Raw genomic sequence first — 24,825 nt, 5'->3', positions numbered from 1 at the left:
TCTTTCCTCTGCAAGTTCTGCTCCACAGCACAGCGCCTCACCTGTTGGATCGATGGCAAGTGTACTCCTCTCGTTCAGTCAATCGCAGTCCTGGCCGCATGTAGCCGCATCCTCTTTGCACAAGTGGGGCGAACCGGTAGGTTCTCGATGCAAAGCATCTTCGTTGTTCACACACAGCGCAACAATTTGTTATGATGCTGGTAAGCCAATCTCTCTGCGCAAAGCGAGAGAACGTAACGTTGGGTCATTGCATCATATCGCGGATTGACCATGCACACACCCCTGATCCTCATTGTTGATGACGAGAATCGGTTGCGCGAACTCATTCAGCGCTACCTTATTCAGGCTGGGTTTCGCGTCGCCCATGCCGGCGATGGTTTGAGTGCCCTTGCCCAGGCCAGGACACTCCGCCCCGATCTGATCATCCTCGATCTGATGTTGCCGGCACTCGACGGTTTTGAGGTCTGTCGCCAGTTACGAACATTTTCTGATGCATACATCTTAATGCTGACCGCAAAAGTAGAGGAACCTGATCGCGTCAAAGGGTTGGAGGTTGGGGCTGATGATTATCTGGTGAAACCCTTTTCACCACGTGAATTAGTGGCCCGCGTGCGCGCCATGTTTCGGCGTCCCCGCCAATCGGGGTATATCGATGAACCCTCGACAATGACGGTTGGGCCACTCACTATCGATAGTGAATCGCATACTGTGCGGTTAGATGGAGTACCCATCAATCTGACCCCGTTAGAATATCGGCTGTTAACCATACTGGCTGCCGCTCCCGGACGAGTCTTCTCACGCGCCCAATTGCTTGATCAAGTTTGGGGAAACAATTACTTCGGCGATGAACACGTTCTGGAAGTACATATTGCGAATTTACGCAAAAAATTGGGCGATGACCCGGCGCGCCCCCGCTTTATCTTTACCGTCCGGAGTGTTGGTTATCGATTCGGAGAACGAACGTGAACGGTTGGCTGAAGCGTGGTGGATTACGCTACCGTCTGTTATTGTCCCATCTGCTGACCATTGCTGCCGGTGCGCTAACTCTCTTGACGATCACAATCATCTTTGCCCCCGGCTTACACGATCAGTTGATGATCGCCTGGCTGGGGCCGCACTGGACTGAGACGGCTGACGCAAGTATGGTCGAGATGGAACGTGCAACCAATGCGATTTTTACGCTGGCTATGATACAGGCATTGACCATCAGCAGCGGCGCAGCCGTCACCGTCGCGATCATTGTGAGTCTGGTAGCTTCACGACAGATCGTACAGCCCATTGATCATCTGTTGCAGGTTACACGTCGCATAGCTGCCGGTCACTACGCTGAACGGGCACCGCTGATCGGAGATCGCGAACTGACACGCCTGGCTGCCCAGTTTAACATGATGGCTGAGGCCCTTGAACGTGCCGAACAGCGTCGTGTCGCCCTGATCGGTGATGTCGCGCACGAACTACGCACCCCTCTGGCGACCATTGCCGGCTATGTTGAGGGAATACTGGATGGCGTTGTTGAAACTGATGAGGCGACCTGGGCACTCGTTCTCGACGAAGTCAACCGTCTACGCCGATTAACCGATGATCTCCAGCAGCTATCGCGGGTTGAGTCGCGCCAGATCACGCTCGCACCAACTCCGGTAGACCCGGCTCATCTCATTGAGGCTGCGGTAACGCGACTAACCCCTCAGTTTACGGCCAAAAACATTGAGCTACACGTGAACATCGAGCAGCACCTGCCGCCGGTATGGGCAGATAGTGATCGCATCCTGCAAGTTCTGATCAATCTCTTAGGCAATGCGTTGCAATACACACCGGGGGGCGGACGGGTTGTGATCGGGGCAGAGCATGCAAGCGAGGCTATCCGCTTTTGGGTGCAGGACAGCGGAATTGGCATTGCCGCCGAACACCTGCCTCATCTGTTCGAGCGCTTTTATCGGGTTGACAAGTCGCGTACTCGTGCGACCGGTGGCGCAGGCATTGGCCTCACCATTTGTAAGGGGTTGGTTGAAATGCATGGTGGACAGATTTGGGCTACCAGTGCCGGGCCGGGGTGCGGTGCAACCTTTTACTTCACGCTCCCCCTCTACGGACAACACGAGTAGAATCCAGATCGTTTCTTTTGAGCTATTTTGTTTGTGCCACAGGCAAGACAGCAGTAATAGGAAGACAATCTGATGAATCCACCCAGAGATACGCTGCCGGGTTATCTTCGCACTCAGTGATCCACGTGTTCCTTACCTGACTTACAGCAGCTAGACTGCCATACCCTCTGTGATCCGTTCTGGATGGAAGAAAACGAACTTTCGTAGCTGTCGATAACACACAACGCTTGTACGTGCTCGTCATAACCAGGTAGCAGGTTCCCGTAGCACAGTCACTGCGGCGAGATCGTCAGTTAATTGCTCCGTGTATACCACCGCCCTCGCACAACCCTCCGACGATGTATCGGGTCACTGATGCACATAGTTCTACCCTTCCCCCCGCAGCCGACGCAATTCTGCCTCAAGCTCGCGTAAACGGGCCTCGACCTCAGCCCGCGCAGCCGCTTCTGCCGCCCGTGCCTCGGCTTCACGCCGCGCCTGCTCTTCGGCAGCAGCGCGCGCCTCGGCTTCGCGCCGCGCCTGCTCTTCGGCAGCAGCCCGTGCCTCGGCTTCGCGCCGGGCCTGCTCTTCGGCAGCAGCGCGGGCAGCCGCTTCTGCCGCCCGTGCTTCGGACTCACGCCGGGCCTGCTCTTCCGCGGCAGCGCGCGCCTCGGCTTCACGCCGCGCCTGCTCTTCCGCGAGCCGTGCCCGCTCTTCAGCCGCCGCCCGCGCTTCGGCTTCACGCCGCGCCTGTTCCTCAGCAGCGGCGCGGGCCTCAGCTTCACGCCAGGCCTGGGCCTGCGCCGCTTCCGCCTGCTCCATCATCGCGGTGTAGTTCCCCATCACCTCGCCCCGCTCGTTGTAGCACACTACGTGGTTGTCCGCGATCCCCAACCACAGCCGGGCACTCTCCAGATACACCCGTCCGTGCTCGTCCGCCGGGTGCAGCACGTAGCGCTCCCCCACCAGCCGGTAGTCCAGCAACCGCAGCCGGAGCGGCTCTTCCCGCTCCAGATAATCCACGATCACGTACTGCGCGACCCCCGCCCGTGCATAGTGCTCGACTTTGCGCACCAGATCGTTCTCGCGAGTCTCCGGTGAGGTGATTTCGATGATCAACGCCGGGCGCTGCCCCTCCTGGGCGACGTCAAACGTGCTCCAGTTGTCCCGTTTGGTGATGCCGGGAATCACCATCACGTCCGGGCTGTGTGGCCGCAGTCCGGGCACGTCCCAGGCGATGCGGATGTCACTCATCACGATGGCTTCGCCGGTGCGTTCGAGCCGCGCCTGGAGCACATCGGTGAGATAGCGCTGGTCGGTTTCGTGACGGATGCTATGCACGATGAAATCTCCCACCTCGGGATGGAGAACATCCTCGAGGGTGAGTGGCACCTGCTCGAGGTGGGATGGGTCGTCGGGGGTGGGACGGTGCACAAAGCGCCAGCCGTAGCGAAACGGGTCGTCGGCTGGGGGCGCCTGTCGTGCGCGGGTACGCGACACCTGTGATTTGAGTTGGGTCATCGTGATACCTCCCTGGTGGTGTGGGATGTGGTATGGGAGCAGCGTTGGGATGGTATTGTAGCACACCATCTGTTCGGCGTGCCGGGTGATACCGACGTTGGGCGTACTGCTCGGTACTGATCGGTGAACAAAGGCAATAGCGGAGAGCGCATGGAAGAGAGCACTGCAACATAATGCACCCCTGAACGAAATGGCGTCCTGTATATAAACCGGTTCAGGAGCGCAAACGTTGCGCGGAAACATGAAAAGAGAAGCAAGGTGATCGGATAAGGGTGGGTTGGTGTGTGGGATGTCCTGGTGGATAGTTCACCTGGCGGTTACGAGGGCAGCCTTACTACCATGAGTATGAGCATAGCACTGCTGAGAACAGTGAACGCATGAATCTGCTATCCAATGACTATCCTGGCGCTGCTCCTGAATGCAACTGCACGTGAGTCGGTCAGTGCATCTGCAACGACCCACCGATGATATGCCCGGTAGTGATTCAGCACAGGCATGCCAGCCTGACTGATGCACAGTGTCAGTCAGGATTTGATATGACCAACAAGCAATTAAGAACATAGCGTGTAGAGACAGGTATATCATCGCGTAGCGTCCCAAACTAACGGAATGAAACGCCACAGCATCTTGCAGGCCCACCCGTACCACATACAGGGCGAGGATTTCCACATGACTACATACTCTTCACACTATAATTTAAGAGGTATTCAATGCCTGAAATAAAGAAAGATCAATCAGCACCGTTTATAACTGAATTGTTTATGACCTAAATCTCGCAGTATTCTTATGTCTCATAAAGCGTAAGCCTCAATCTCACCGGTACTCCTATTATCAACTTTATCTGAAACATCTCACTTTCTCCTAAGAGACGGTGAAAACTATTCAACAACGACGAATAACGCACTGGCAATCCGCGGCCCTAACACCAGCACTCGCTGATCCACGACAATCACGTAGCGCTGGAAGGGATCGGGCACACGCACAAAGCTACGTCCTGGCAGAAGCTCATGACTCCACAATCGCTGTAACAGATGTGTTTCATAGCCAACCCACTCGGCAATACGAGTGAGACGACAACGCTGCCCCATCGGTGCATTCGGTAAGCATACCTCCGTCGTTGCCAGATCACTGCGCCCAGGGATCGGATTACCATGCGGACACACCGTCGCATGGCGGGTTAATTCAACCACACGTTCAAGAAACAGGGGCGAAACAACTGGCGCTAACCGGGCAGCCTCGCGATGAACAAATATCCACGGCACGCCAACCACATCCAACAAAAACCGCTCCAACAAGCGATGGCGGACGATCAGGTGCCGGGCCAGCAAATAACCATTTGCGGTTAAAGCCAGTCCACCTCGCTCTACAGCCGTAACCAACTGGCGCGTGAACAGATGCTGCAATGTCTGCAATAGCTGCTCAGGCTCAATATGTAAACAACGCACCAACTGGTCAGCAAAGACCGGTTCGTCGTGTTCAGCCAGATCGGCCAGAGCGAGCAGGCAGGTGGCTTCAGGTTCGGCAAGCCGCATGGTTCCTTGTACGAAAAAGAGCGGTAGATGGGATGTAACCATGAATGACGCTCCTGTTGAATTACAAGCAGACCACCTATCAGGTTATGACATCAACAAAAATTATGTCAATTTGATGTAGATCGGCGTCATATAGGTCCAGGCTGCACGACGCCGATCTACCAGTGTTTCCTCTCCAATCCGTGAGGTATTTACCCGCTCTCAATGCCAGGCACCGATCAGTTTGATCATTGCCCAAAACGCAAGCGCCATCACTCGCCATGTACTTTGAACGGCTTCCCCCGTGGCTCAGGCACCAGATCGGGCCGGGTTGTATCGAGAATAATCTCGTGCAATTCGAGTTTATTGGGGGCAATGAATGCTTCTTTCGGCAACGTACCGGAACGAGCGTGCCCCTGACGAAATTCCTCTGAGCGCACCCACGCTTCAAAGTGTGCCCGGCTCTCCCACGTCGTTAGCACGATATAGGGGTCACCCGGATTGACCGGACGGAGTAACTGGTTACTGATAAAGCCGGGCATTCGATCCACCAGACGGGCACGATTGCGGAATGTCTCTTCAAACAGGTCTGCATAGTCGGGATGAACAAAGATGCGATTTGCAGTTGTGATCATGCTGTCTCCTTCCATCTCAACTGAAGCCATAGTGTCGGCGTGTACGCAAGATCAAGGCCAGAAAGAATGGCCCACCCGCGAAAGAAGTGAAAAGCCCTACCGGAATTTCAGCCGGTGCTGCCAGTGTACGAGCCAGCAGATCGGCCAGATCAACAGGGTTGCGCCACCAAAGGCACAGGCTGGAATGAGCCAGCGATGATCGGGACCGATAGTCAGACGCACCATATGGGGAACAATCAGACCGATAAACCCGATTGGCCCGGTCAGCGCGACCGCTGCACCGGTCGCCAGCGCCGCCATCAACACCGCTGCCCGCTTAATCCACTCCACATTCACACCAAGATGGCGGGCTTCCGCCTCACCCAGTGCAAAGAGATTGAGATAAAATCCCAGCCTCGGCGCTAACACAAGCACGATCAGAATTGGCGGAGTCGCAGCCAGAACCGTCTCCCACAGCGCTCCCCCCAATCCACCCAGTGTCCAAAAGACAATCGAACGCAACTGATCATCATCGGCAAGGTAGGTCAGCAGACCGGTTGTTGCCCCCGCTAATGCATTAAGTGCCAGACCAACCAGCAAGAGCATCGCCACATCGGTTCGACCATGCCGGCGCGACAGTCGGTAAACGAGCAGTGTCGTTGCAGCGCCGGCCAGGAATGCAGCAACCGGTAAGGTGTAGATACCAAATACTGCCAGACCACTAATGATGGTGAAGACAGCTCCCAGCGCTGCCCCGCTACTCACCCCGATCAAACCGGGGTCGGCCAGGGGATTACGGAAAATCCCCTGCAAGAGTGCTCCACTTACCGCCAGCGCTGCACCGACCAACCCGCCGAGCACGACTCGTGGCAGACGAATATTCCATAACACTGCCATCTGTTGTTGCGAAACCGCTGTTTCAACTGAAACACCGATCTTGCTCAACAGAATGGCTACTACCACATCAGGCGGAACGGCCACCGCACCAATACCGACCCCCAACAAGAATGCTACAGACAAGACCACTGCCAGTATCGGCAATAACCAGCCCCGCCCGGCAAAACGTAAGCGGAGGCCAGGAGCAACGGACGTCACACTCATGATCCACCCGTTTGTGCTACAGCATCCTTGAATGCTGCCACCAGATCGGCCAATGCCTGACCGGTGCGTGGCCCCATCCCCAACAGATAGAGATCATCGAAGTCTACCACCCGACGCTGTTGACCGGCTGGAGTGTCGGCAAGACCGGGAATTTGCAAGAGACCATCAACACCACCAACCGACTCCAGACCTTTAGTGAGCACCAGAATGACATCAGGCTGCGCAGCGATTACAACCTCTGCACTCAACGGCGCGTAGTTTACGATACCGGCCTCAGTTGCCGCGTTGACACCACCGGCGGCGGTAATCATGGCATCAATCGCAGTATTGGCACCTGCCACCTGCTGAACATCAGTCCCCCGCAGATAGAGGAACAATACACGGGGTGGTCGAGGTAGCGTTGCAGCATCAGCCCGGGCACGCGCAATCTCTGCCTCCACCTGGCCGGCAAGCTCGTATCCTCGTTCAGGAATGCCGAGGGCGCGGGCCACAAAGAGAATCTTCTGCATCGGCGCATCCATCGTCGGCGGATCAGCCACCAACGCTACCGGAACACCCGCAGAACGAATCTGCGCCAGCGCCTCCGGTGGGCCGGCAGCCTCATCACCAATCACCAGCGTCGGGTTCAACGCCAGAATACCTTCGGCATTCAAACGCCGTTGATAGCCAATGTTAGGCAGGGACTTGGTCTTCTCGGCAGGATACGTCGCACTGGAGTCCACACCAACGATATAGTCACCCATTCCCAGCGCGAAGATGATCTCGGTAATATCGCCGGTAAGACTGACAATCCGGTCAACGGACTCAACCACCACCGTCTCACCCTGATAATCGGTCACCGTTGCCGGTAAAACAGGCGTAAGTACAGCACTGGTCGGTTCAGGTTCAGCGACCGGCGCTGTCGTTGGCACAGGAGCAGCAGTCGGCGCAGGAATAGCAGTTGGTATCGCCGTTGGTTCCGGTACCGCTGTCGGTACTGTTGCCGTTGATCCGGCTCCACAAGCACTCAGCAAAACCAGAACGAGAGCAAGGGTTAGCGACTTAACGAGCTTCGGCCACATAGGTATATCTACTCCCCGTCATATCTTCTGGTAAGCTCAAAACAAGAGGTGTTGCCGCTCGCGGATGCGGTTGCACCGTAACCGGCACACCGTACACATCGCTTAGCAACTCAGCGCGCAGTACATCCCATGGCGTTCCAAGTGCACATAGCGCACCTTGATGCATCACTCCGATACGATTGGCATAGAGCGCAGCCAGATTCACATCGTGCAAAACAATCAGAGCGGCGCCACCCTGATCGGCTGCACGGCGGGCGAGGTGTAACACTCGATGCTGATGACGCAAATCGAGAGCCGCAGTCGGTTCATCGAGCAGCAGAATCGGCGTGGTCTGGGCCAGCACCCGCGCCATCTGAACTCGTGCCTGTTCGCCACCGGAAAGCGTCGGTAAGGGGCGCGCAGCAAACGACGCTGTTTCTGTTTGCACCAAAGCTTCCTGAGCGATGGCCCGATCATGATCGCTTTCCGCATAACCACGTAAATGCGGCGCCCGACCCATAAGCGCCACTTCCAGCGCGGTAAAAGGGAAAGTTACCACAATTTGCTGGCGCAACACGGCGCGCCGTTGCGCCTGTGCCAGCGCCGACAGTCGGTGAAGTGGCTCTCCTTCGAGCCAGATTTCACCGCTGGTAGGGGGCAAATCGCCGGCCAGCAAACTCAAGAGCGTGCTTTTGCCGGCACCATTCGGGCCAACCAGAGCAACAACCTCACCGGCGGACAGGGTCAGCGATACCGACTGCACCAGCCAGCGTCCGTTAATGTGATAGCCAATATCTTGTGCAACCAGGAGTGTCATAGGCGGTGACCATTGTCTAGGTATGTGCTAAGCGACGCTATTAGAATACTCTAATTTAACTAGTTTGTCAACCAAAAACCGTAAAAATTAAACACTCGGATTGCTCAATAACGACCGAAATCGTGCGGAAAAGCAAAAGAGGCAGGCACTTGCCTGCCCCTCGTCTCTCCGCTGAACCGGCGCTCTTTACCAGACACGCCGTCCTGGTATGTCGAAGGTTGCCGTATTAGGAAAAGAGGCAGGCGTTTGCCTGCCCCTCGTCTCTCCGCTGAACCGGCGTTCTTTACCAGACACGCCGTCCTGGTATGTCAAAGGTTGCCGTATTAAGGATGTCAATAATCGTCGGCAGATAGTTGATCAAGATCAACACCGCCGCCACTGCCACCCATACCAGCAACCGGTCGAGAATTTTTGGCGCATCTTCCGGTCCGGAGAGGGCACGCGCAAAGGTAATATCAGGAACTTCAGCCAGCTTCTTTCCTCGTGTCAGCGTCATTATCATATTGAGGTAGTAGAAGATGGCGCTGACAAACATGATCAGGCCACCGATCATGGCAAAGAAGAGGAAGAAGCGCCATTCGTCTTGTACATACGGTGCACCGCCAATGTCAGTACGGCGCGGCATGCCACGCAGCCCCAGCTCGTGCATGAAGTGCGAGAAGAGGCCCATACCCACGAACCAGAGCCACGCCTGCGCCACACCCAGACTCTTGCTCCACAGGGCACGTCCGGTCAGGTGCGGTACCAGCCAGTACGTAATCCCCATAAAGCTGAGCGCCACTGCTGTGCCGACGGTCAGGTGGAAGTGACCGGAAATCCACGCGGTGTTGTGAACAACCAGGTTAACGTTGTACGAGGCATTGACCAGGCCGCTGATACCGCCAAAAGCGAAGAGCATCATTGCCACAATCTGGGCCGAAATCTCAGGTTTACCCCACGGCAGGTTGAAAATCCAGGCCAGCCAGCCTTCACCACCGTTACGCCGTCCCGCATACTCTAGTGAGGCGACAACGTTGAAGAAGGTGAGCAGGCTGGGGAAGAAGACGCCAAAAGTAAAGACGGCATGCACCAGTTTCCAAATCTCGGAGATGCCCGGATCGGTCACCTGATGGTGCATACCGATGGGAATCGACAGAATGAGGAAGAGAATGAATGAAACACGGGCCATTGGATCGCTGAATAGCTTGCCACCCGCCTGCTCAGGTACCAGCGTGTACCACGAAATGTACGCCGGTAACAGCCAGAAGTAGACAATCGGGTGACCGGTGAACCAGAAGAGGGTGCGTGCCAGCACCGGATCGGTGCCGCCAACCAGGCCCAGCGACCACGGAATCACCAGGAAGATCATCTCACTGGCGACACCAATAGTCGCAATCGTCCACATCAGCATCGTCACAATCGCCATAAATGCCGGCAGTGGCGTGCGTTGACCCGGATTATCGGCCAGCCATGCGTTCCGGGTAATAATCATGTTCACCAGCAACAACCAGGTACCGGCCACCACCAGCGTCAGCCCAATGTAGAAGAGTGCATCGGCTTTCAGCGGTGGATAGAAGGTAAACATCACGGTTGCGTTGTTGGTGAGCAATGGGATGGCTGCCAGCACCAGACCGGCACCCATGACCCAAAGCGTGGCCCACGCCAGCCGGCTGTTGGCGAGAGGGCGATTGAGAGCTTTAGCAAAGATGTAGGTCAAAAAGCCGATGATGTAGAAGGTGGTGAAAACGAGAACGTTTAAGACCCCGTGAACGGTCAGACCCTGGTAGTAGCCGCCGGGCAAGACAGGTTTGACCGGTGTATAGAGATCAAGCCCGTTGTAGCGCAGGATTTGCAACACACCCATCAATCCGCCTACTGCCAGCGCGGCAAAGGCGATGAAGATGTTGATCCCGGCAAGCTTACGCTCAACGCTCAAGTCGGCGCTGATTGCCAACGGGCGAGCACGTGCTGCGATACTGGCCATGCAATTCTCTCCTTGTATTCCAGCCGAGCGCTCCATCGCTCAGTTCACAATGACCTTACCGAACATGACGTGGTGGCCGGCCCCACAATACTCGTGACACACGATCAGATATTCACCAGGCTTATCGAACGTCGCCGTTACGCGCGAAACCTGACCAGGAATAACCATCACGTTGACCGGTGCACCCTCGATTTTGAAGCCATGGATCACATCTTTGCTGGTCAGAATAAAGGTGACTTTTGAACCGGCAGGAATCTCAATCGTATTCGGCGTAAACATGAAGGTCTGCGCCAGCATGATTGCCTCGTAGCGCCCAGGGGCAATCTCGCGAAGACCGGTCTGGCTGAAGGTGGCATCAGCACCGGCTGCCACTGCACTGACACTGACCCTTCCCGCAGTTGTCGGCACACGCACACCTACTGCAAAAGCGGTTACCAGAATGGCAACCATCATCGAGACCGGTATCGCGACACTGGGAAGAATCCAGGCCACCTCAAAGAGATAGCTGATAAATTTCTTGTCTTTCATGACGCTGGTATCCCTCCATTGTTCAACAGGGTCAGATAGACTTGCATCCACAGGATGCTCAGTGCGAGCAAGAAGCCGAGCGTGATCATGAGAGCACCACGTGGCGGTTCATGATCATCGTCGTGCTCGTCGTCCGACGGGCGGCGATACTCTGCCATTCTGTCCTCCTCGTTTTTACTCCGGATAACACACAAATAGATGAGACGCTTCGTACACGAGCCGCATGGCGCCCTGGCTACCCATCTCACGGGCGATGAGATCGATATCGCGCAAGGCGGTAGCCAGAGGTGGCCCTTCAGCCGGGTACGAGGTGCGGATCATCCCGCTGGGATCAATGAGAAACGTTCGTCGCTCAGCGTACAATTTGCCATGTTCATCAGGTTCGGTGTAATACACCCCAAGTCCACCACCGACGATCATTTTTATTTCTTGTGGATCGCCGGTCACAAACCTCCAGGTTTGCGGATCCACCCCCAGCTCGCCCGCCAGTGCCGCAAGGTCGGCCGGTGTATCGTGAGCAGGATCAAGCGTGATCGTAAGAAAGAGAACCTCGCTCCCCAATCGCCCACTGCTCTGCAGCACCTGTCGCAATTCAAGTAAACGCCTTGTCTGCTCGGCACATTCGTCACCACAACGACGGTGCATGAGACTGACAAAGACCATCCGCCCTCGCAGATCACTGTCGAGCAGGCGCGTGCCCCGTTGATCGGTAAGGGCAAATGGCGGAAACGGTTCACCGCGTGGCAGTACTTTAACTGGTCGGGCAACGACGAACCAGATCAGGGTTGCCAGCAGTCCGGCCAGTAATGTTGACATCAACGCTATTCCCAGGCGCATGCTGAATCCGTCTAGCTATACGCTCTCGCAAGCCGAGTATACAGGTCTATTGCCTACAGCAGAGTAAAGCGGCTATAACAAGCAGTTGTAGTCTTACAACTGTTTGCTCTTGTATTCACCGTGAATTCAACCACGATATATGAATAATTCGTCTCGTGCATAGCAACGTCGCTACACCAAATTGTTATGTCGAAGTTTTGCATGGGAAGCGCATGACACCTTGTGTACGACAACGACAACGACAACGTACCGACGACCTCAGCAACCCTGTCACCTGAGCACTTTCGCCTCACGCTGCATATCGTTGGGTATGACTCCTCTGGGGGTTACCTACACCTGCCACGGAGCGATCTCTGCCCGTTGACGATTGTTCAGCCTGTTATAGGTACGTTGGAGCCTGCTTTCTCCATCCGGTTGTTATCCTTTCACTTCACGGCAATAAATTCTTTCTACACACAGTCACACCTCTCTTTACAATCGGCATGGCCGGTCTCCGTCTGGCGTTCCGGCGCGCCACAGAGCTTTCCAGAGGTACTTGCTGTATGGGGCAGAAAAGGATTGTCGTGATTGGTAGTGGATTTGGTGGCCTGAGTGCAGCAATTCGCCTGGCAGCACAGGGGCACCTGGTCACGATTCTCGAACAGCGTGACCGTCCCGGTGGTCGGGCCTATGTCTATCAAACTAAAGGTTATACGTTTGATAGTGGGCCAACGGTGATCACCGCCCCCTTCATGTTCGATGAGCTATGGCAGTTGGCCGGCAAACGACGGGAAGATTACTTCATGCTGGAGCCTTGCCGTCCCTACTATCGCCTTTTCAATCACGAGGGCCGCTATCTGGAGTATGGGGAAGATGAGGAGGCGTTGCTCGAACAAATCCGTCAATGGAATCCGGCCGATGTTGAGGGTTACCGGCGCTTCATCGCCAGCACTCGCCCGATTTTCGAGAAAGGTTTCAGTCTCATTGATAAACCGTTTCTCCACATTGGCGACATGCTGCGCGTGGCCCCCGATCTGATTCGCCTCAAATCGTACCAGAGTGTCTATCAATTCGTCTCGCAGTTTTTTCAGGATGATTTTCTCCGCCGTTGCTTTTCGTTTCATCCGTTGTTTATTGGCGGTAATCCCTTCGATGCGACCTCTATCTACGCGATGGTGCATTATCTCGAACGGCGTTGGGGAGTGTACCACGCTCGCGGCGGAACCGGCTCGATTGTGAAGGCGATGGTTCAACTCTTTACCGAGCTTGGTGGTCAGCTTGAGCTAAATGCCAAAGCCGTTGAGATTGTGATCAATGGGCGGCGTGCCCAGGCGGTGCGCACGCAAGATGGCCGGTTATTCCCTGCCGACGTAGTGGTCTCGAATGCCGATGTGCCACAAACGTACATGAACCTCATCCCACCGCGTTACCGCAAAGTGCAAACTGACCGGCGTCTCCGTCGGTTACGTTACAGTATGTCGCTGGCTGTGATCTACCTGGGCATTAACCGTCGCTACGACGATGGCCGGCTGGTGCAGCACAACATCATCTTCAGCGAGCGCTACAAAGGTCTCCTCGACGATATCTTTAACCGCAAGCGACTGGCCGATGATTTCTCGCTCTATCTGCACCGACCCTCGCACAACGATCCAACAATGGCGCCTCCCGGCCACGAAGCGCTCTACGTCCTCACGCCGGTACCCAATCTGGCAGCGCCGATTGACTGGTCTGTCGCCGGGCCACGCCTGCGCGAGGCGATTTTGACCTTCCTCGAAGAGCATTACATGCCAGGATTACGCCGGCATATCGTGGTCGAGCACATGGTCGATCCGCGCTATTATCGCGATGCACTCAACAGCTATCTGGGCGCCGGCTTTTCGATTCAACCCATTTTGACGCAGTCGGCCTGGTTCCGCCCGCACAACCGCTCGGAGGATATTGACAACCTCTACCTGGTTGGTGCCGGTACCCATCCCGGTGCCGGCTTACCCGGTGTGATCGCATCAGGTGCAATTGTCGCCAATCTCGTAAGCCAGGAACAGGCGTGAGAGAGCAGGAGGAGAGGGACGTACCGTTACCCCTCCCTCTCCTCCCTGTGCCCTCGGTGCCTCTGTGGTGTTCATTCCAGGCGCCGGCTTACCCGGCGTGATCGCATCAGGTGCAATTGTCGCCAATCTCGAATCTCGTAAGCCAGGAACAGGCGTGAGAGAGCAGGAGGAGAGAGGGACATCAGAACTTACTTCATCAAGCTGTACCGTCGTGCTACCCGACCATCACCCAGGCTCATGAACGCTTGCCAATCACCAAGGACAGTATATCCTGCTTCCAATCTGCCGGTACACAAGCGAGGCGGGCTGACGACCATCTCCAGGTCAATCACTCGTTGGATTGGTTGTCTTGCCCGCTCGTCATGCGCGTGTCGCAGCGTTTGGAGTGCGGCAGCCATGCTGCCGCAGCAGCCGTGCTCACGATCCGGCGCGTGTCACACCGTTCACCCCGCTGGTCACGGAGATGCTATATGTATTCGTCACGATCAATGAGATAACTTCTATAGTTACCCCTCACTCTCTTCCCTGTGCCCTCGGTACCTCTGTGGTGTTCTTCCCATCCAGAGCACTATCGACTTTCAGTTCGCACTCTCACCTGGCGAACCGTCGTCTGATACCCTCAAACAACACGTACAGAGCCGCCCCACCTCCACCCAATCCTATCAGCCCGATAAGCAAACCAGGAAGATCGTCCGGCCAGCGATACGCAGAAAAAGGCGTCGCACCGGGTATCAGCTCTCGCATATACCACCAGCCCAGGCCAATAACCACGCTGCTAAAGAGGGCCGAAATCATCCGCTTCCACAAATCTGGCGCATACCAGATACCCGGCAAATGTCGTCTCAGCACCATCGCGAGCAACAGCGCCTCAATTGAATTCGCCATACTGAAGGCAATAGCCAGACTACCAATATCCCCGCCTCGCGCCAGCAATACCATCCCCAGCGTGATATTGATTGCTACCTGCATCAGTCCAATCAACACGGGCGGCCAGGTACGTTGCATCGCGTAAAAGGTGCGAATCATGATCTCTGAAGCAGCAAACGCCGGCAAAGCAAACGCATAGCCGGTCAACGCGGCTGCGGTATATTGCAGAGACACTGCATCAAACGCCCCACGTTCAAACAGCACACGGGCAAGGGCCGGGCCAAGCGTAATCAGCGCGGCAGTTGCCGGCAGGGTCAACCAGAGAATCCGTCCCAGCGTGGCCCGCACATCGTCCATCAATTCCGGCAATTGACCCTCTGCGACCAGCCGGGCCAGACGAGGGAAGGCAACCGTGCTCAGGCTCAGGGCAAACACACCATACGGCAGCAACATCAATTGATACGCCCAACGCAAACCGGCCAGTTTGGCATCACCATCAGGCAAACGGGCTGCCAGCGCAAGCGTTGCCACAATACTCAGGTGGGCTGCTGCCTGACCAATAACACGCGGTCCCATTGCACGGGCGACTCTCCCTAGCTCTGGCAAGTGACGACCAAGGTGCGGTCGCAGGTGCATCCCTAGATCGCGTAGTGCCGGTATCTGAATGCACAAATACCCCAACGCGCCAATGACAACCCCCCATGCCATGCCCCAAATGCCCAACCATGGCGCGCATAATGCGCCGGCGGTAATGCCGAGGTTGTAAATACTCGGTGCTAACGCAGGCATGGTGAAGCGATCCCGTGCGTTCAGCGCAGCCATTGCCAGGCCACCCAAACCTAACAGCAACGGCGAGAGCAGGAAGAGCCGGGTAAGTGCTACAATCAGATCAAGCGTCGCCGACGAAACCCCCTCTCCCCCATACAGCAGTGGCACCAGCCACGGCGCGGCCAGGAACAGGATGGCACTGGCCACGCCGAGAATAATCAAGGCCCAGGTCACAACCGCTCCGGCCAGCTCCCAGGCTCGTACCGGATGTTCACGCTCCCACAATTCAATAAACACCGGAATAAAACTGCTCCCCAGCGCCCCACCGATAATCACCAGGTATAGCAGATCAACCGTGCTGATAGCAGCACCGTAGGCAGCCATTTCAGCCGAAGTACCAAAATAGTATGAAGCCACGATGTCACGTATCAGCCCGGTTATCCGGCTTAAGATGAAACCACCCATGACGATCAGACTGTTACGCTGAGCGCTCAGACGGTGGAGGACGGTACTCAGTTGCACGGTCGGCGTTCCTATGCTATACTTCAGAACTAGCGCGGCGAGCGCTTGCTCGCCGCTTAACGTGTCATATAACGTGCCAATTATATCCGAGGAGTTTGACCTTGGCGAACACGAAATCGGCAAAAAAGCGAATTCGGAGCGATGCGCGCAAGCATCTGCGCAATCAGTCGTACCGCTCGCGGGTAAAGACGATGATCAAGAAGGCCGAGCTGGCGCTCGCGAATGGCGTTGTTGATGAAGCCGCTCTGCGTATGGCTTATAGCACGCTCGACAAGGCGGCAGTCAAGGGCATTATTCACAAGAACAATGCTGCTCGCCGTAAATCGCGGTTGGCCCAGAAGGCAAAGAAGGTTGCACTGGCTGCCCAGGCTGGTTCTGCGGCGTAGGTTTGGGTAAGGGCAACGCTTTCCATAACACAGTGTTGCCCTTTTTTCTTTCTCCCCTTTACACGTATAACCGTATTTTCTCCCGTAACTGCTCTGTAGTGTCTGTGCTGGGAGCTGCTAACGCTTCCCCACCTCTTGCGGCATCTGACACACTTCCACAACAAATAGTTCAAGTGCTGTTTCGGCCTGGATACGTCCGGTCTTGATCGCGTGATCAAGTTCGAGCAGACGATCATGGGCGTGTATCAGTTCGGGAAGGCTGAAGTTACGCGCCTGTTCAGTTGCCTTTCGGGCCACGAATGGTTTCAGGTTCAGCTCGGCAGCAATCTCATCAGCGCGACGCCGTTGACTGAGCAGTTGCCTGACCTGCAAGAGAATTCTGATCTGACGAGCCAGCATAAAGAGCACGTAGGGCGGTGCCTGGCCATCTTCAACCAGTGCTCGTGCGCCGCGTAATGCCGGCCCTAACCGTCGCGAACTTAATTCATCGAGAAAGGCAAACAGATTTTGCTCTTGTTGATCGGTAACCAGGCGATCTACAGCCCGCAGATCGATCTTCCCATTGCGACCCACATAACTGGCCAGTTTGGCCAGCTCGTTAGCCAGTAACCGGCTATCATTCCCTGCCAGTTCGACCAGACGTTGGGCGGCGGCAGATTCAATCGTCGCATGCAGCATCTTCGCCCGCTGTTCAATCCAGCGGAGTAACTCTGCTCCCTGGAGCAACGGGAATTCACGAACGACACCATGCTTGCTGAGGTATGTGAAAAGCAGATGTCGGCGATCAACCTCTTCTTGCTCCACAAACACCAGATCACAGGTTGCCGGCACACGCTCGCAATAACTACGTAATTCTTCGCGCCCCTTCCCTGCCTTACTATGCTTCAACGCATCGTAGACGATCACCAGTCGCCGCTCGGCAAGAAACGGGTGTGCCTCACATGCCGCAACCAGTTGCTCGATAGTGAGCTTCCGCCCATCAAGCACACTGACGTTGAGGTCAGCGACCTCTGCGGGCAAACCGGCCCGCAACTCAGCCACCGCCTCGCTGCGCGCCAGTTCATTGGGTCCGTAAAACAGATAAATCATGGTTATTCTCTGTATCAAGGGCCTGAGCAATTGCTACCACGAGACGGGCAGCCCGGTCGGCTAATGATGGATCGAGGACTGAAGCGCGCTGAGGTATGGCTTGAATGCTCAGGGTGCGAAATCCACGCTTCCAAAATGGTGACAGCAGATCATCATCACTTGCCAGCGGCCGCGGTTCGAGATCAATGCCTGGGTCGTTACGATCAGCGATCATTGCTAACTGGAAAAGGTGCGGATCGGCGCTGACCTGACGAAAGATTCCGCTCCGACTAATCACCGCAAGCTGACCGCCGGCAAGTGGCCCCAATCCAATGACCGACGTGTCCGCCGGATCAAACGGATAGCGTTCGAGCAACATCTTTATCCCATTGCGATCATAGTATGCCGCACCTACAGCGACGGCCCACACCTCAACGTGCTGCAACGCGGGTAGTTGTTGACCGGCCAGTACCAGTGCTGCCAGTGCCGCCAGTCCACCATCAGGCTGGGACAATGGTGGCTGACGCTGGCATGCCCACCAAAAGCCAAATACTCCCCCTAACCCCCCAATGATTAATACCCAACGCCACTCCGGCCATATGGTTGTACTAACAGCTACCAGAATTGGCAAACAACTCACACTCAAACGGGCAAGTAAACCTTCATACGTCGGTGCAATAAAGACCGTCATACCACGCCATGCTGGAGGCGTATCAAGCGGAGCCAGGATGATCAATCTGTGCTGTGGCTGGCGAGGGGTCTGGGTGAGCGACTCTGTGACTGGACGCGCCGCTACAATGTTCTGACTGGTGTGCCGTCGGTGCCAGACAGGAAGTTGCGCATACAGCGTATCGACCAGCAACAATACCATCAACCATGGCCCAAAGATCAATCCAACGAGAGGTTGCCAGCCGGTGAACACTGTGATTATCGCCAGAAGGAGTGCTACTGGCACAAACCGACTTCCCGGACGATCAGTTGCCGGTAAAGATCGCGTATCAACGCTAAAGCCCGCCTGTCGCAGGCGGGCATTCATTTGGGCTGCTGCTATTGCTTCTGCCGCCGACGTTGCTCTACGCGGGCCAATTTGTTCATTCAATTCAGCCAGTAAGCCGGCGCTGTCGATCATCCGAACCGGCATTGCTCTTCTGCTACTTCTATGGTGTTGGTGTCGGTGTTGGCGCTGGCGTATTTGTTGGATCGGTTACCACCGGTGCTCTGATCGGCGTTGATGTCGCCGGTGGCACCACAGGATTGTCCGGCAGGCCGGGTAGTGGCGACGCTGGCCGCCGGCAATCGGTTTGACCTGGCAAACAGAGTAACAAGACAAGATCATACCGGATGAACTGATTGCCGATGTCACCAACATTTTTCACTTGCACAAAATAGAAACCATCAACGCTGGGGGTAAACTCAATCTGTGAGTCCAGCGTATTCCCACCCGGCACGTCATCGTTGATGTCAAGAATACTAACGCCATCACGGTCTGCCAGTACCAGTACCGTATCCGCACCAGCCTGGGTGTCATTATTGACGGTATTTGGTCCTCGGTAACGCCGGGTATCAGTGTAAATCACATAACGCTTCCCGGCCTTGGCAAAGAACGTCACCCAATCGGCATCACCGGTTGGGCACAGGCGTCGATTTTCTTGTACTTCGTTAGACGTAATCAAACGTGCCTGCTCAGGCAAGCCGTCTGGTTCAAAGATATCCAGACAGACCGACTCAGCAGTAGCCGGGGTCGGGCCATTGCTCTCATCCAACAACACAATCACGTATGAATAATCGGTACCACCCCTGCCGGCAGTGTCACGCACTTTGATGTAATACGTACCATCGGCCGGAATACGAACCGTAATCCGTGGTCGTGTATCACCAGGGTTGGGATTGGCCGGATCGCGATTGTAGAAGTCATCGTTAAAGGCCACCCGGTTCAACTGGCTATCGAGCAATTCTAATGAAAGGTCAATACCCGGCCGCATCACCGGTACATCAATCGTGTAAACCTTGCCACCTACACCACCGAAGTAGAGCCAGTCTTCATCGCCGGTCGGACAGATCACGTGTTCTTGGGGAATCTGGACATCGATACGTTTAGCCTGCGCCGGATTATTATCTGGCTCGAAGCCATCGCTGCAAATAAACGCTGGTGTTGGTGTTGGTGGAACAGGAGTAGTTGTTACAGTTGGCGTTGCTTGCGCAACCTGAACAATAATGCGGAAGAGAGATGTTACGTTTTGTGCACTGGTGCGAAATGCAAGGATATCAATCGTGTAGGTCCCGGGAGCAGCAGTAGCCGGAATATCGAAGAAGAAGGTAAAGCTTTGCGAAGAATTGGCTGGAATGTTAATCGGCTGACCGGGCGATATGGTCAGCGGTGACCAGCCTGACGGCATATTGGCGGAAATACCAAAATTGTCCGACGCTCCGCGGTTTTGCAGCGTTGCATTAACGGCAAGCGATATTTGTCCGGGTTGTCCACTGGTTGAAACCGAGGTTGGGATCCAGGAAAAGTCGATTGTTTGTGCAAGCGGTGCAGCAGTAACCGGAATTTGGGGAAGGGCAAGAAGCAATATCAATAAGGTCGTACATGCTGCGACCAGAGCGTTCCACGTGCGTGATGAGATATTCATGCTACTTGCCGGCTCTTACTGCATACAAGGCAACGAATCCGACATCATTATACAGGGAAGCCGGCATAGGTGTCAAACCTTTTGTTAGACTCGCGACTACTCACCTCTTGTTCATCCTCTATCGAAAGGAACTCGCCGGTAGAGACGAGTGCTCTTTCTCTCCTTACACTGTCATCTCTCCATGGTAAATCGTCTCGGCTCTTTTTAGTCCTCGGCGATATGATAAAAATATCAAACATTAATGATTAAAATATCTATACCTCAAGTAATCACCTTCTCCCTTGTCAAACCTGCCTGTAGCGGTATGCTGTACGGTAGGGGAGTGTATCTTGTTCAAGGCGCCAGCACGGCGCAGGAGGGAAACCATGGACATTACAACAGAAGTCGTTCATGGCTGGCGCTTGCTTGCTCGCGTACAAGAGCTGCTTGATGAGCCAGATGTGCAGCAGATAGTGATACGGCATGATCAGGGCGACTCACTTATCGTTATAGATGTCCCCTCCATGCGCTCCGGCGTGACAACGCGGCCGGTGCTGTCAGCCGTAAAAGCGATTGCTGGTGAACTATCCTATGTCTTACTGGAAGTGGTGCGGAGTCGAGGTTTAGAGCGACAGGTTGGTGGTGCGATAACTGATGAGGAGTTTGATCGCGCTATCGATGTGATTGAACCGGTGTTTGAACGCTATTAGCAGCTATCTCGAACAGAGCACACTGCTGAATAATCCTTAGCAATGTGTTCGCAAATACACGTGCTACCTGGTACAGCGTGTGGAAGCCTTGTCGCTTCCACACATATGTTTGCCCTTCCCATCCTTTATTCCCAACTGATAGCTTCTCTGCGACATTCATACCCTCAGTCCCACCCTGACCGATAGTCTGAAAGCCTGCCTCAATTCATCGATGTCCACAGGCTTACCTGCCGGCGTAGATTAATCCCCCGTTTTCGCCTGAAACTGATACGTTGAATCCCTGCCTCACTACGTGGAAGTCGATAGGTTGACAGGCCAGCTCAATGTTTGAAAACCTCTATAGGCTTGTGAAAGAAGTTTGCCCTCTTCCCGTCTGTGCCGATAAGCACAACCTTGCCCAAATATGGTATACTTTATTGTGCGTTTTGCGCTCAGTGAGGAGAACTTGTATGTCAACTCATGCTCCTGCCGAACTCGATCTGGCAGTTGCGTCCCTGATTATGGTGCGACCAGATGAAGATCGCGCCGAATACGAAGAACAATACGAGAGTGTGGCCGCCGTGCAGGATCAACTGCGCGAGCTTGGAATTGATATCGATCTGCTTAGCCAGCCCGGCGTCGAGGTCTGGGAAGGGTCAATTGAGACAATGGGTGCACTCTATCAGTTGGCTCGCATGGCTGCCCACCTCGAACGTGGTAACGATCTGGCACCGATTATCGCCGACGGCCCAGTGCTTGAAGAAGATCTCGACCGCGCTGTGACTGATGTCTGGGATGAGCTGGTGCCCAGCCGGTATCGTCATTTAATCAACTTGCAAGGCATCAATAGCTATTATCTGCCGGTCGATTTTGCCGATCCTGTTTATCTGCCGTTTGAAGACGACAATGGTGAGGAAGACCAGGCCTTCTTCGGCTCGTCGGTGCAGTTGTTGCGTGAATTGTCGGAGCTGGCTCCACAATTGATCAAGGCTGGTGTGTCACCACGTTCGGACGCTTTCCGCTGCCTTGAGTCGCTCCGCGAGGCAGCTCGCCAAAGCGTCGAGTGTGGCTTACCCGTCATCGTTTGGTAAGGGTTCCATGCAGGACGTGATCTTTTTCGACCAGCGCCCCCGTCCAGATCGTGATCAGACGCCGCGCGAGCGGCGCTATTACGTCTGGACTGTTGGGTGTCAGATGAATATCTCAGACTCTGAACGGCTTGAAGCTGCGCTGCAGGGTGTGGGCTATAGCCCGGCAACCCGTCCTGAAGATGCCAGCTTTATTGTGCTGAATTCGTGCAGTGTGCGCGCTTCAGCCGAAGAGCGTATCCTTGGTAAGCTCGGTGAGTTGGTCCGGGTTAAGCGGCAGCACCCCGATACCCGGATTGTACTCTGGGGTTGTATGGTTGGCCCCAATAATCGCTCCATCTTCGCCGATCAATTACCGATGGTTGATCACTTTGTTTCACCTTCGGCTGTCGATGAGGTGGTAGCCCTGGCGCCTAACCCCATCTACACGCTCGACGAGCCGGCATTGCCCGTGCGTGACTGGAGCCATCCGCCGGTATCGGTGCATGTCCCCATTCAGTACGGTTGCAATATGACTTGCTCCTACTGCGTGATTCCGCTGCGCCGGGGTCGTGAACGCTCGCGACCACTCGCCGAGATTGTCGAAGAGGTGCGCCGTATTGTGGCTCGTGGCGCGAAAGAAATCACGCTCCTCGGCCAGATTGTCGATTCCTGGGGGCACGATTTGCCCGGTCGCCCTGAACTGGCTGACTTGCTTGAGGCTGTTGATCCCACGCCGGGTTTGCTGCGCCTGCGCTTCCTGACCTCACATCCGGCCTGGATGACTGACCGTCTGATCGAGACGGTTGCCCGCTTGCCGCGTTGTCAGCCAGAGATTAATCTACCGGTACAGGCTGGTTCTGACCGGGTCCTCAAGCTGATGCGTCGTGGCTATACGGTTGCTCGCTACAAGACGCTGATTGCCAGGATTCGCGCTGCGATCCCTGACATTTCACTGACGACCGACATTATCGTTGGTCATCCTGGCGAAACCGAGGATGATTTCCGTCAGACGATGGATCTGTGTGCTGAAATCGGTTTTGATAAAGTCCATATCGCGGCCTTCTCTGCCCGTCCCGGTACACGGGCTGCCGAACAGGAGCAAGACCCGGCCCTCGCTGTACCACCTGCCGTGAAAGAAGAACGCCGCCGCCGGCTCGAACAGTTGCAAGAGCAGATTGCTACCGAACGCATGGCTCGCTTCCTCGGCCAAACAGTAGAGGTATTGGTTGAGGGTGAAAGCAAGGGGAAATGGCGTGGTCGTACCCCTGGCAACCGCCTGGTCTTCTTCAGTCACCCTGCCGATCTAACCGGTCAGTTGGTGCCGGTGAAGATCACCGCTACCAGCCCATGGTCGTTGCAGGGAGTGCCGCAATTAGATGATTCTGTTAATGCTCAATCCAAGGAGAATGGCCTTGTCAAAGCAAGATGAAAAGATGCGCATTCGCCGCCGCTTGCAAGAAAAAGCCATTGAACTGGCTGCCCTTAACCGCTGGCAAGAGGCGGCTGATTTGAACCAACAATTGTTGCGGGTAGGTGAGGATGTTGAGACCTACAATCGGCTCGGAAAAGCGCTCTTCGAGCTGGGCAAGTATGCCGATAGTCACCGTGCCTACCAGAATGCGTTGCGTCTGAATGCAGCCAATCCAATTGCGCGCAAGAATGTGGCGCGCCTTGAAGCATTGCTGGCCCGTGGCATCACCGAGGCGCCTATCACCCGCTCAACCCGCCAGCAAGTGGATATGCGCATGTTTATTACCGAGACCGGACGTACTGCACTGACTTCGTTGGTTGATGTGCAACGCGGCCCTGCGGTCGATGCGCTGATCACCGGTGAGAAGGTCGAATTGCGGGTCGAAGGCAAGATGGTGTATGTCGTTGATCTCGATGGCAACCTGATTGGACGCATCGAGCCGAAGCTGAGCCATCGCCTCGTTGAACTGATCAACGGTGGTAACCGTTACCTGGCAGCCGTGGTGCAATCAGACTCACGCAACGTTCGGATTTTGATACGCGAGGTGTACCAGGATCCGAGTCAGCGCGGTCGCGTCTCATTTCCCGGCAAGCTGGGCGAGGGGGCTACAATCCTCTCCTCGTTGCGCTTCGACGATTACGAAGATGTGCTCGACGAAGAGGAACTGGTTGAAGAACCAGAAACGTTCGACGATGACTTTGTCGGTAGTGATGATGAGGAAGAGATCGGTCTTGATGAAATCGATCAAGACATTGGCGACGACGACGACAATCTTGAAGAGTAGGATGTTCGTCTGAGGCTGGTATGTCTGCACAAACACAGGGCGATAGACATATCGCCCTGTGTTTTTTTGTGCGAGGTGAGCCTCGGGCTGAGATGTGCCATCCGCGAGTCAGTAGGGCCAACATTTGATATGAGGACGTATCTCATAAAGTGGAGTGCGGCAGCGTGGCTGCCGCAGCAGCCGTACTGACGATCAAGTGCGTGTCATACCGTTTACCCTGCCGGTCACGGATATGCTGTATATTCTGGTCACGATCAGGTAGACTGTCAGTAATTAATGAGACAACTTGTACACAAGTGGTGCCACGTGTAGCATATTCCCCATCCACCGTCCCTGACGCCGGTCGCAAGTTACAACGATTCTGGTCACGAGAACGACAGGCATGCACATCGCGGATCGTGACACAGGTTTCAAGCCTGATCGCTCATAGACTAATGTTCACTCGCGCTATTATCCAGTTACCATCCACAAACATCTCTTGCGCTATGCCTGCCAGATCGCTATACTACCTGTAGCGGGCATCATGCCTCGTTACTGGCAGACAGCCC

The 24,825-nt window shown here is 55.3% G+C and carries 22 protein-coding genes and 1 pseudogene; 8 read left to right on the top strand and 15 right to left on the bottom strand.

The window, feature by feature from the left end:
* Positions 1-270: 270 nt before the first annotated feature.
* Both CAUR_RS12750 and CAUR_RS12745 read left to right on the top strand, forming a co-directional pair.
* A complete protein-coding gene (locus CAUR_RS12750) occupies positions 271-966 on the top strand; it encodes a response regulator transcription factor (RefSeq protein ID WP_012258296.1) in 696 nt (231 codons plus the stop codon).
* Positions 963-2,102 carry a sensor histidine kinase gene (locus CAUR_RS12745; protein WP_012258295.1) on the top strand — a complete coding sequence of 380 codons (1,140 nt, stop codon included), beginning with the start codon at positions 963-965 and terminating at the stop codon, positions 2,100-2,102. Before CAUR_RS12750 ends, CAUR_RS12745 begins: the two co-directional genes overlap by 4 nt.
* 366 nt (positions 2,103-2,468) lie before the next feature.
* On the opposite strand, the gene CAUR_RS12740 is transcribed toward CAUR_RS12745, so the two are convergent.
* The 10 genes and pseudogenes from CAUR_RS12740 to CAUR_RS12700 form a co-directional block, all read right to left on the bottom strand.
* Positions 2,469-3,602, bottom strand: coding sequence for a Uma2 family endonuclease (locus CAUR_RS12740; protein ID WP_012258294.1), 1,134 nt, complete (start codon positions 3,600-3,602; stop codon positions 2,469-2,471).
* 878 nt (positions 3,603-4,480) lie between these two features.
* The gene (locus CAUR_RS12735; RefSeq protein WP_012258293.1) at positions 4,481-5,176 is read right to left on the bottom strand and encodes a metal-dependent transcriptional regulator; all 696 of its coding nucleotides are present in this window, start codon (positions 5,174-5,176) and stop codon (positions 4,481-4,483) included.
* 209 nt (positions 5,177-5,385) lie between these two features.
* Entirely contained in the window at positions 5,386-5,748 is a 363-nt protein-coding gene (locus CAUR_RS12730; RefSeq protein WP_012258292.1) for an antibiotic biosynthesis monooxygenase family protein, read from the bottom strand.
* Positions 5,749-5,764: 16 nt separating this feature from the next.
* Positions 5,765-6,828 (bottom strand): annotated as a pseudogene (locus tag CAUR_RS12725) (FecCD family ABC transporter permease).
* Complete coding sequence (locus tag CAUR_RS12720) at positions 6,825-7,889, bottom strand: heme/hemin ABC transporter substrate-binding protein (protein ID WP_012258290.1); 1,065 nt, start codon at positions 7,887-7,889, stop codon at positions 6,825-6,827. The pseudogene CAUR_RS12725 and the gene CAUR_RS12720 overlap by 4 nt, the downstream one beginning before the upstream one ends.
* The gene (locus tag CAUR_RS12715) at positions 7,870-8,685 is read right to left on the bottom strand and encodes a heme ABC transporter ATP-binding protein (protein ID WP_012258289.1); all 816 of its coding nucleotides are present in this window, start codon (positions 8,683-8,685) and stop codon (positions 7,870-7,872) included. The genes CAUR_RS12720 and CAUR_RS12715 overlap by 20 nt, the downstream gene beginning before the upstream one ends.
* Before the next feature lie 283 nt (positions 8,686-8,968).
* Positions 8,969-10,648, bottom strand: a complete 1,680-nt coding sequence (locus CAUR_RS12710) for a b(o/a)3-type cytochrome-c oxidase subunit 1 (RefSeq protein WP_012258288.1) — start codon at positions 10,646-10,648, stop codon at positions 8,969-8,971.
* A 39-nt stretch (positions 10,649-10,687) separates the two neighbouring features.
* Positions 10,688-11,176: a cytochrome c oxidase subunit II gene (locus CAUR_RS12705; RefSeq protein WP_012258287.1), complete on the bottom strand. Its 489-nt coding sequence runs from the start codon at positions 11,174-11,176 to the stop codon at positions 10,688-10,690.
* Entirely contained in the window at positions 11,173-11,334 is a 162-nt protein-coding gene (locus CAUR_RS20965) for a hypothetical protein (RefSeq protein ID WP_012258286.1), read from the bottom strand. Before CAUR_RS20965 ends, CAUR_RS12705 begins: the two co-directional genes overlap by 4 nt.
* A gap of 16 nt (positions 11,335-11,350) precedes the next feature.
* On the bottom strand, positions 11,351-11,992 hold the full coding sequence (locus CAUR_RS12700) for an SCO family protein (protein WP_242604923.1): 642 nt from the start codon (positions 11,990-11,992) through the stop codon (positions 11,351-11,353).
* A gap of 563 nt (positions 11,993-12,555) precedes the next feature.
* Between CAUR_RS12700 and CAUR_RS12695 the strand changes: the two genes are divergently transcribed.
* Positions 12,556-14,040, top strand: a complete 1,485-nt coding sequence (locus CAUR_RS12695) for a phytoene desaturase (RefSeq protein WP_012258284.1) — start codon at positions 12,556-12,558, stop codon at positions 14,038-14,040.
* 188 nt (positions 14,041-14,228) lie between these two features.
* On the opposite strand, the gene CAUR_RS12690 is transcribed toward CAUR_RS12695, so the two are convergent.
* Together CAUR_RS12690 and murJ are read right to left on the bottom strand one after the other, a co-directional pair.
* Positions 14,229-14,438, bottom strand: a complete 210-nt coding sequence (locus CAUR_RS12690) for a hypothetical protein (protein ID WP_015909218.1) — start codon at positions 14,436-14,438, stop codon at positions 14,229-14,231.
* Between the two features lie 193 nt (positions 14,439-14,631).
* A complete protein-coding gene (gene murJ / locus CAUR_RS12685; protein ID WP_012258283.1) occupies positions 14,632-16,197 on the bottom strand; it encodes a murein biosynthesis integral membrane protein MurJ in 1,566 nt (521 codons plus the stop codon).
* A 101-nt stretch (positions 16,198-16,298) separates the two neighbouring features.
* On the opposite strand from murJ, the gene rpsT reads away from it, so the two are divergent.
* Positions 16,299-16,583: a 30S ribosomal protein S20 gene (gene rpsT / locus CAUR_RS12680; RefSeq protein WP_012258282.1), complete on the top strand. Its 285-nt coding sequence runs from the start codon at positions 16,299-16,301 to the stop codon at positions 16,581-16,583.
* A 117-nt stretch (positions 16,584-16,700) separates the two neighbouring features.
* Here the strand turns inward: rpsT and holA are convergent, their stop codons facing one another.
* From holA to CAUR_RS12665, 3 genes are read right to left on the bottom strand one after another with little or no spacing between them, the layout of a single operon-like run.
* Positions 16,701-17,672: a DNA polymerase III subunit delta gene (gene holA, locus CAUR_RS12675; protein ID WP_012258281.1), complete on the bottom strand. Its 972-nt coding sequence runs from the start codon at positions 17,670-17,672 to the stop codon at positions 16,701-16,703.
* Complete coding sequence (locus tag CAUR_RS12670; RefSeq protein ID WP_012258280.1) at positions 17,644-18,792, bottom strand: hypothetical protein; 1,149 nt, start codon at positions 18,790-18,792, stop codon at positions 17,644-17,646. The genes holA and CAUR_RS12670 overlap by 29 nt, the downstream gene beginning before the upstream one ends.
* Before the next feature lie 16 nt (positions 18,793-18,808).
* The gene (locus tag CAUR_RS12665) at positions 18,809-20,284 is read right to left on the bottom strand and encodes an NEW3 domain-containing protein (protein ID WP_012258279.1); all 1,476 of its coding nucleotides are present in this window, start codon (positions 20,282-20,284) and stop codon (positions 18,809-18,811) included.
* Between the two features lie 365 nt (positions 20,285-20,649).
* Here CAUR_RS12665 and CAUR_RS12660 point away from each other — a divergent pair, with 365 nt between their 5' ends.
* From CAUR_RS12660 to CAUR_RS12645, 4 genes are all read left to right on the top strand, one after another.
* On the top strand, positions 20,650-20,973 hold the full coding sequence (locus tag CAUR_RS12660) for a hypothetical protein (RefSeq protein ID WP_012258278.1): 324 nt from the start codon (positions 20,650-20,652) through the stop codon (positions 20,971-20,973).
* A 449-nt stretch (positions 20,974-21,422) separates the two neighbouring features.
* The gene (locus CAUR_RS12655; RefSeq protein WP_012258277.1) at positions 21,423-22,043 is read left to right on the top strand and encodes a hypothetical protein; all 621 of its coding nucleotides are present in this window, start codon (positions 21,423-21,425) and stop codon (positions 22,041-22,043) included.
* A gap of 7 nt (positions 22,044-22,050) precedes the next feature.
* Entirely contained in the window at positions 22,051-23,451 is a 1,401-nt protein-coding gene (miaB, locus tag CAUR_RS12650; RefSeq protein WP_012258276.1) for a tRNA (N6-isopentenyl adenosine(37)-C2)-methylthiotransferase MiaB, read from the top strand.
* Positions 23,429-24,277 carry a tetratricopeptide repeat protein gene (locus CAUR_RS12645; RefSeq protein WP_012258275.1) on the top strand — a complete coding sequence of 283 codons (849 nt, stop codon included), beginning with the start codon at positions 23,429-23,431 and terminating at the stop codon, positions 24,275-24,277. Before miaB ends, CAUR_RS12645 begins: the two co-directional genes overlap by 23 nt.
* Positions 24,278-24,825 lie beyond the last annotated feature (548 nt).

It is taken from the genome of Chloroflexus aurantiacus J-10-fl, assembly GCF_000018865.1.
GTDB lineage: Bacteria > Chloroflexota > Chloroflexia > Chloroflexales > Chloroflexaceae > Chloroflexus > Chloroflexus aurantiacus.
The sequence above is the reverse complement of the archived record's forward strand: the minus strand, read 5'-3'. Positions and strand labels throughout refer to the sequence as shown.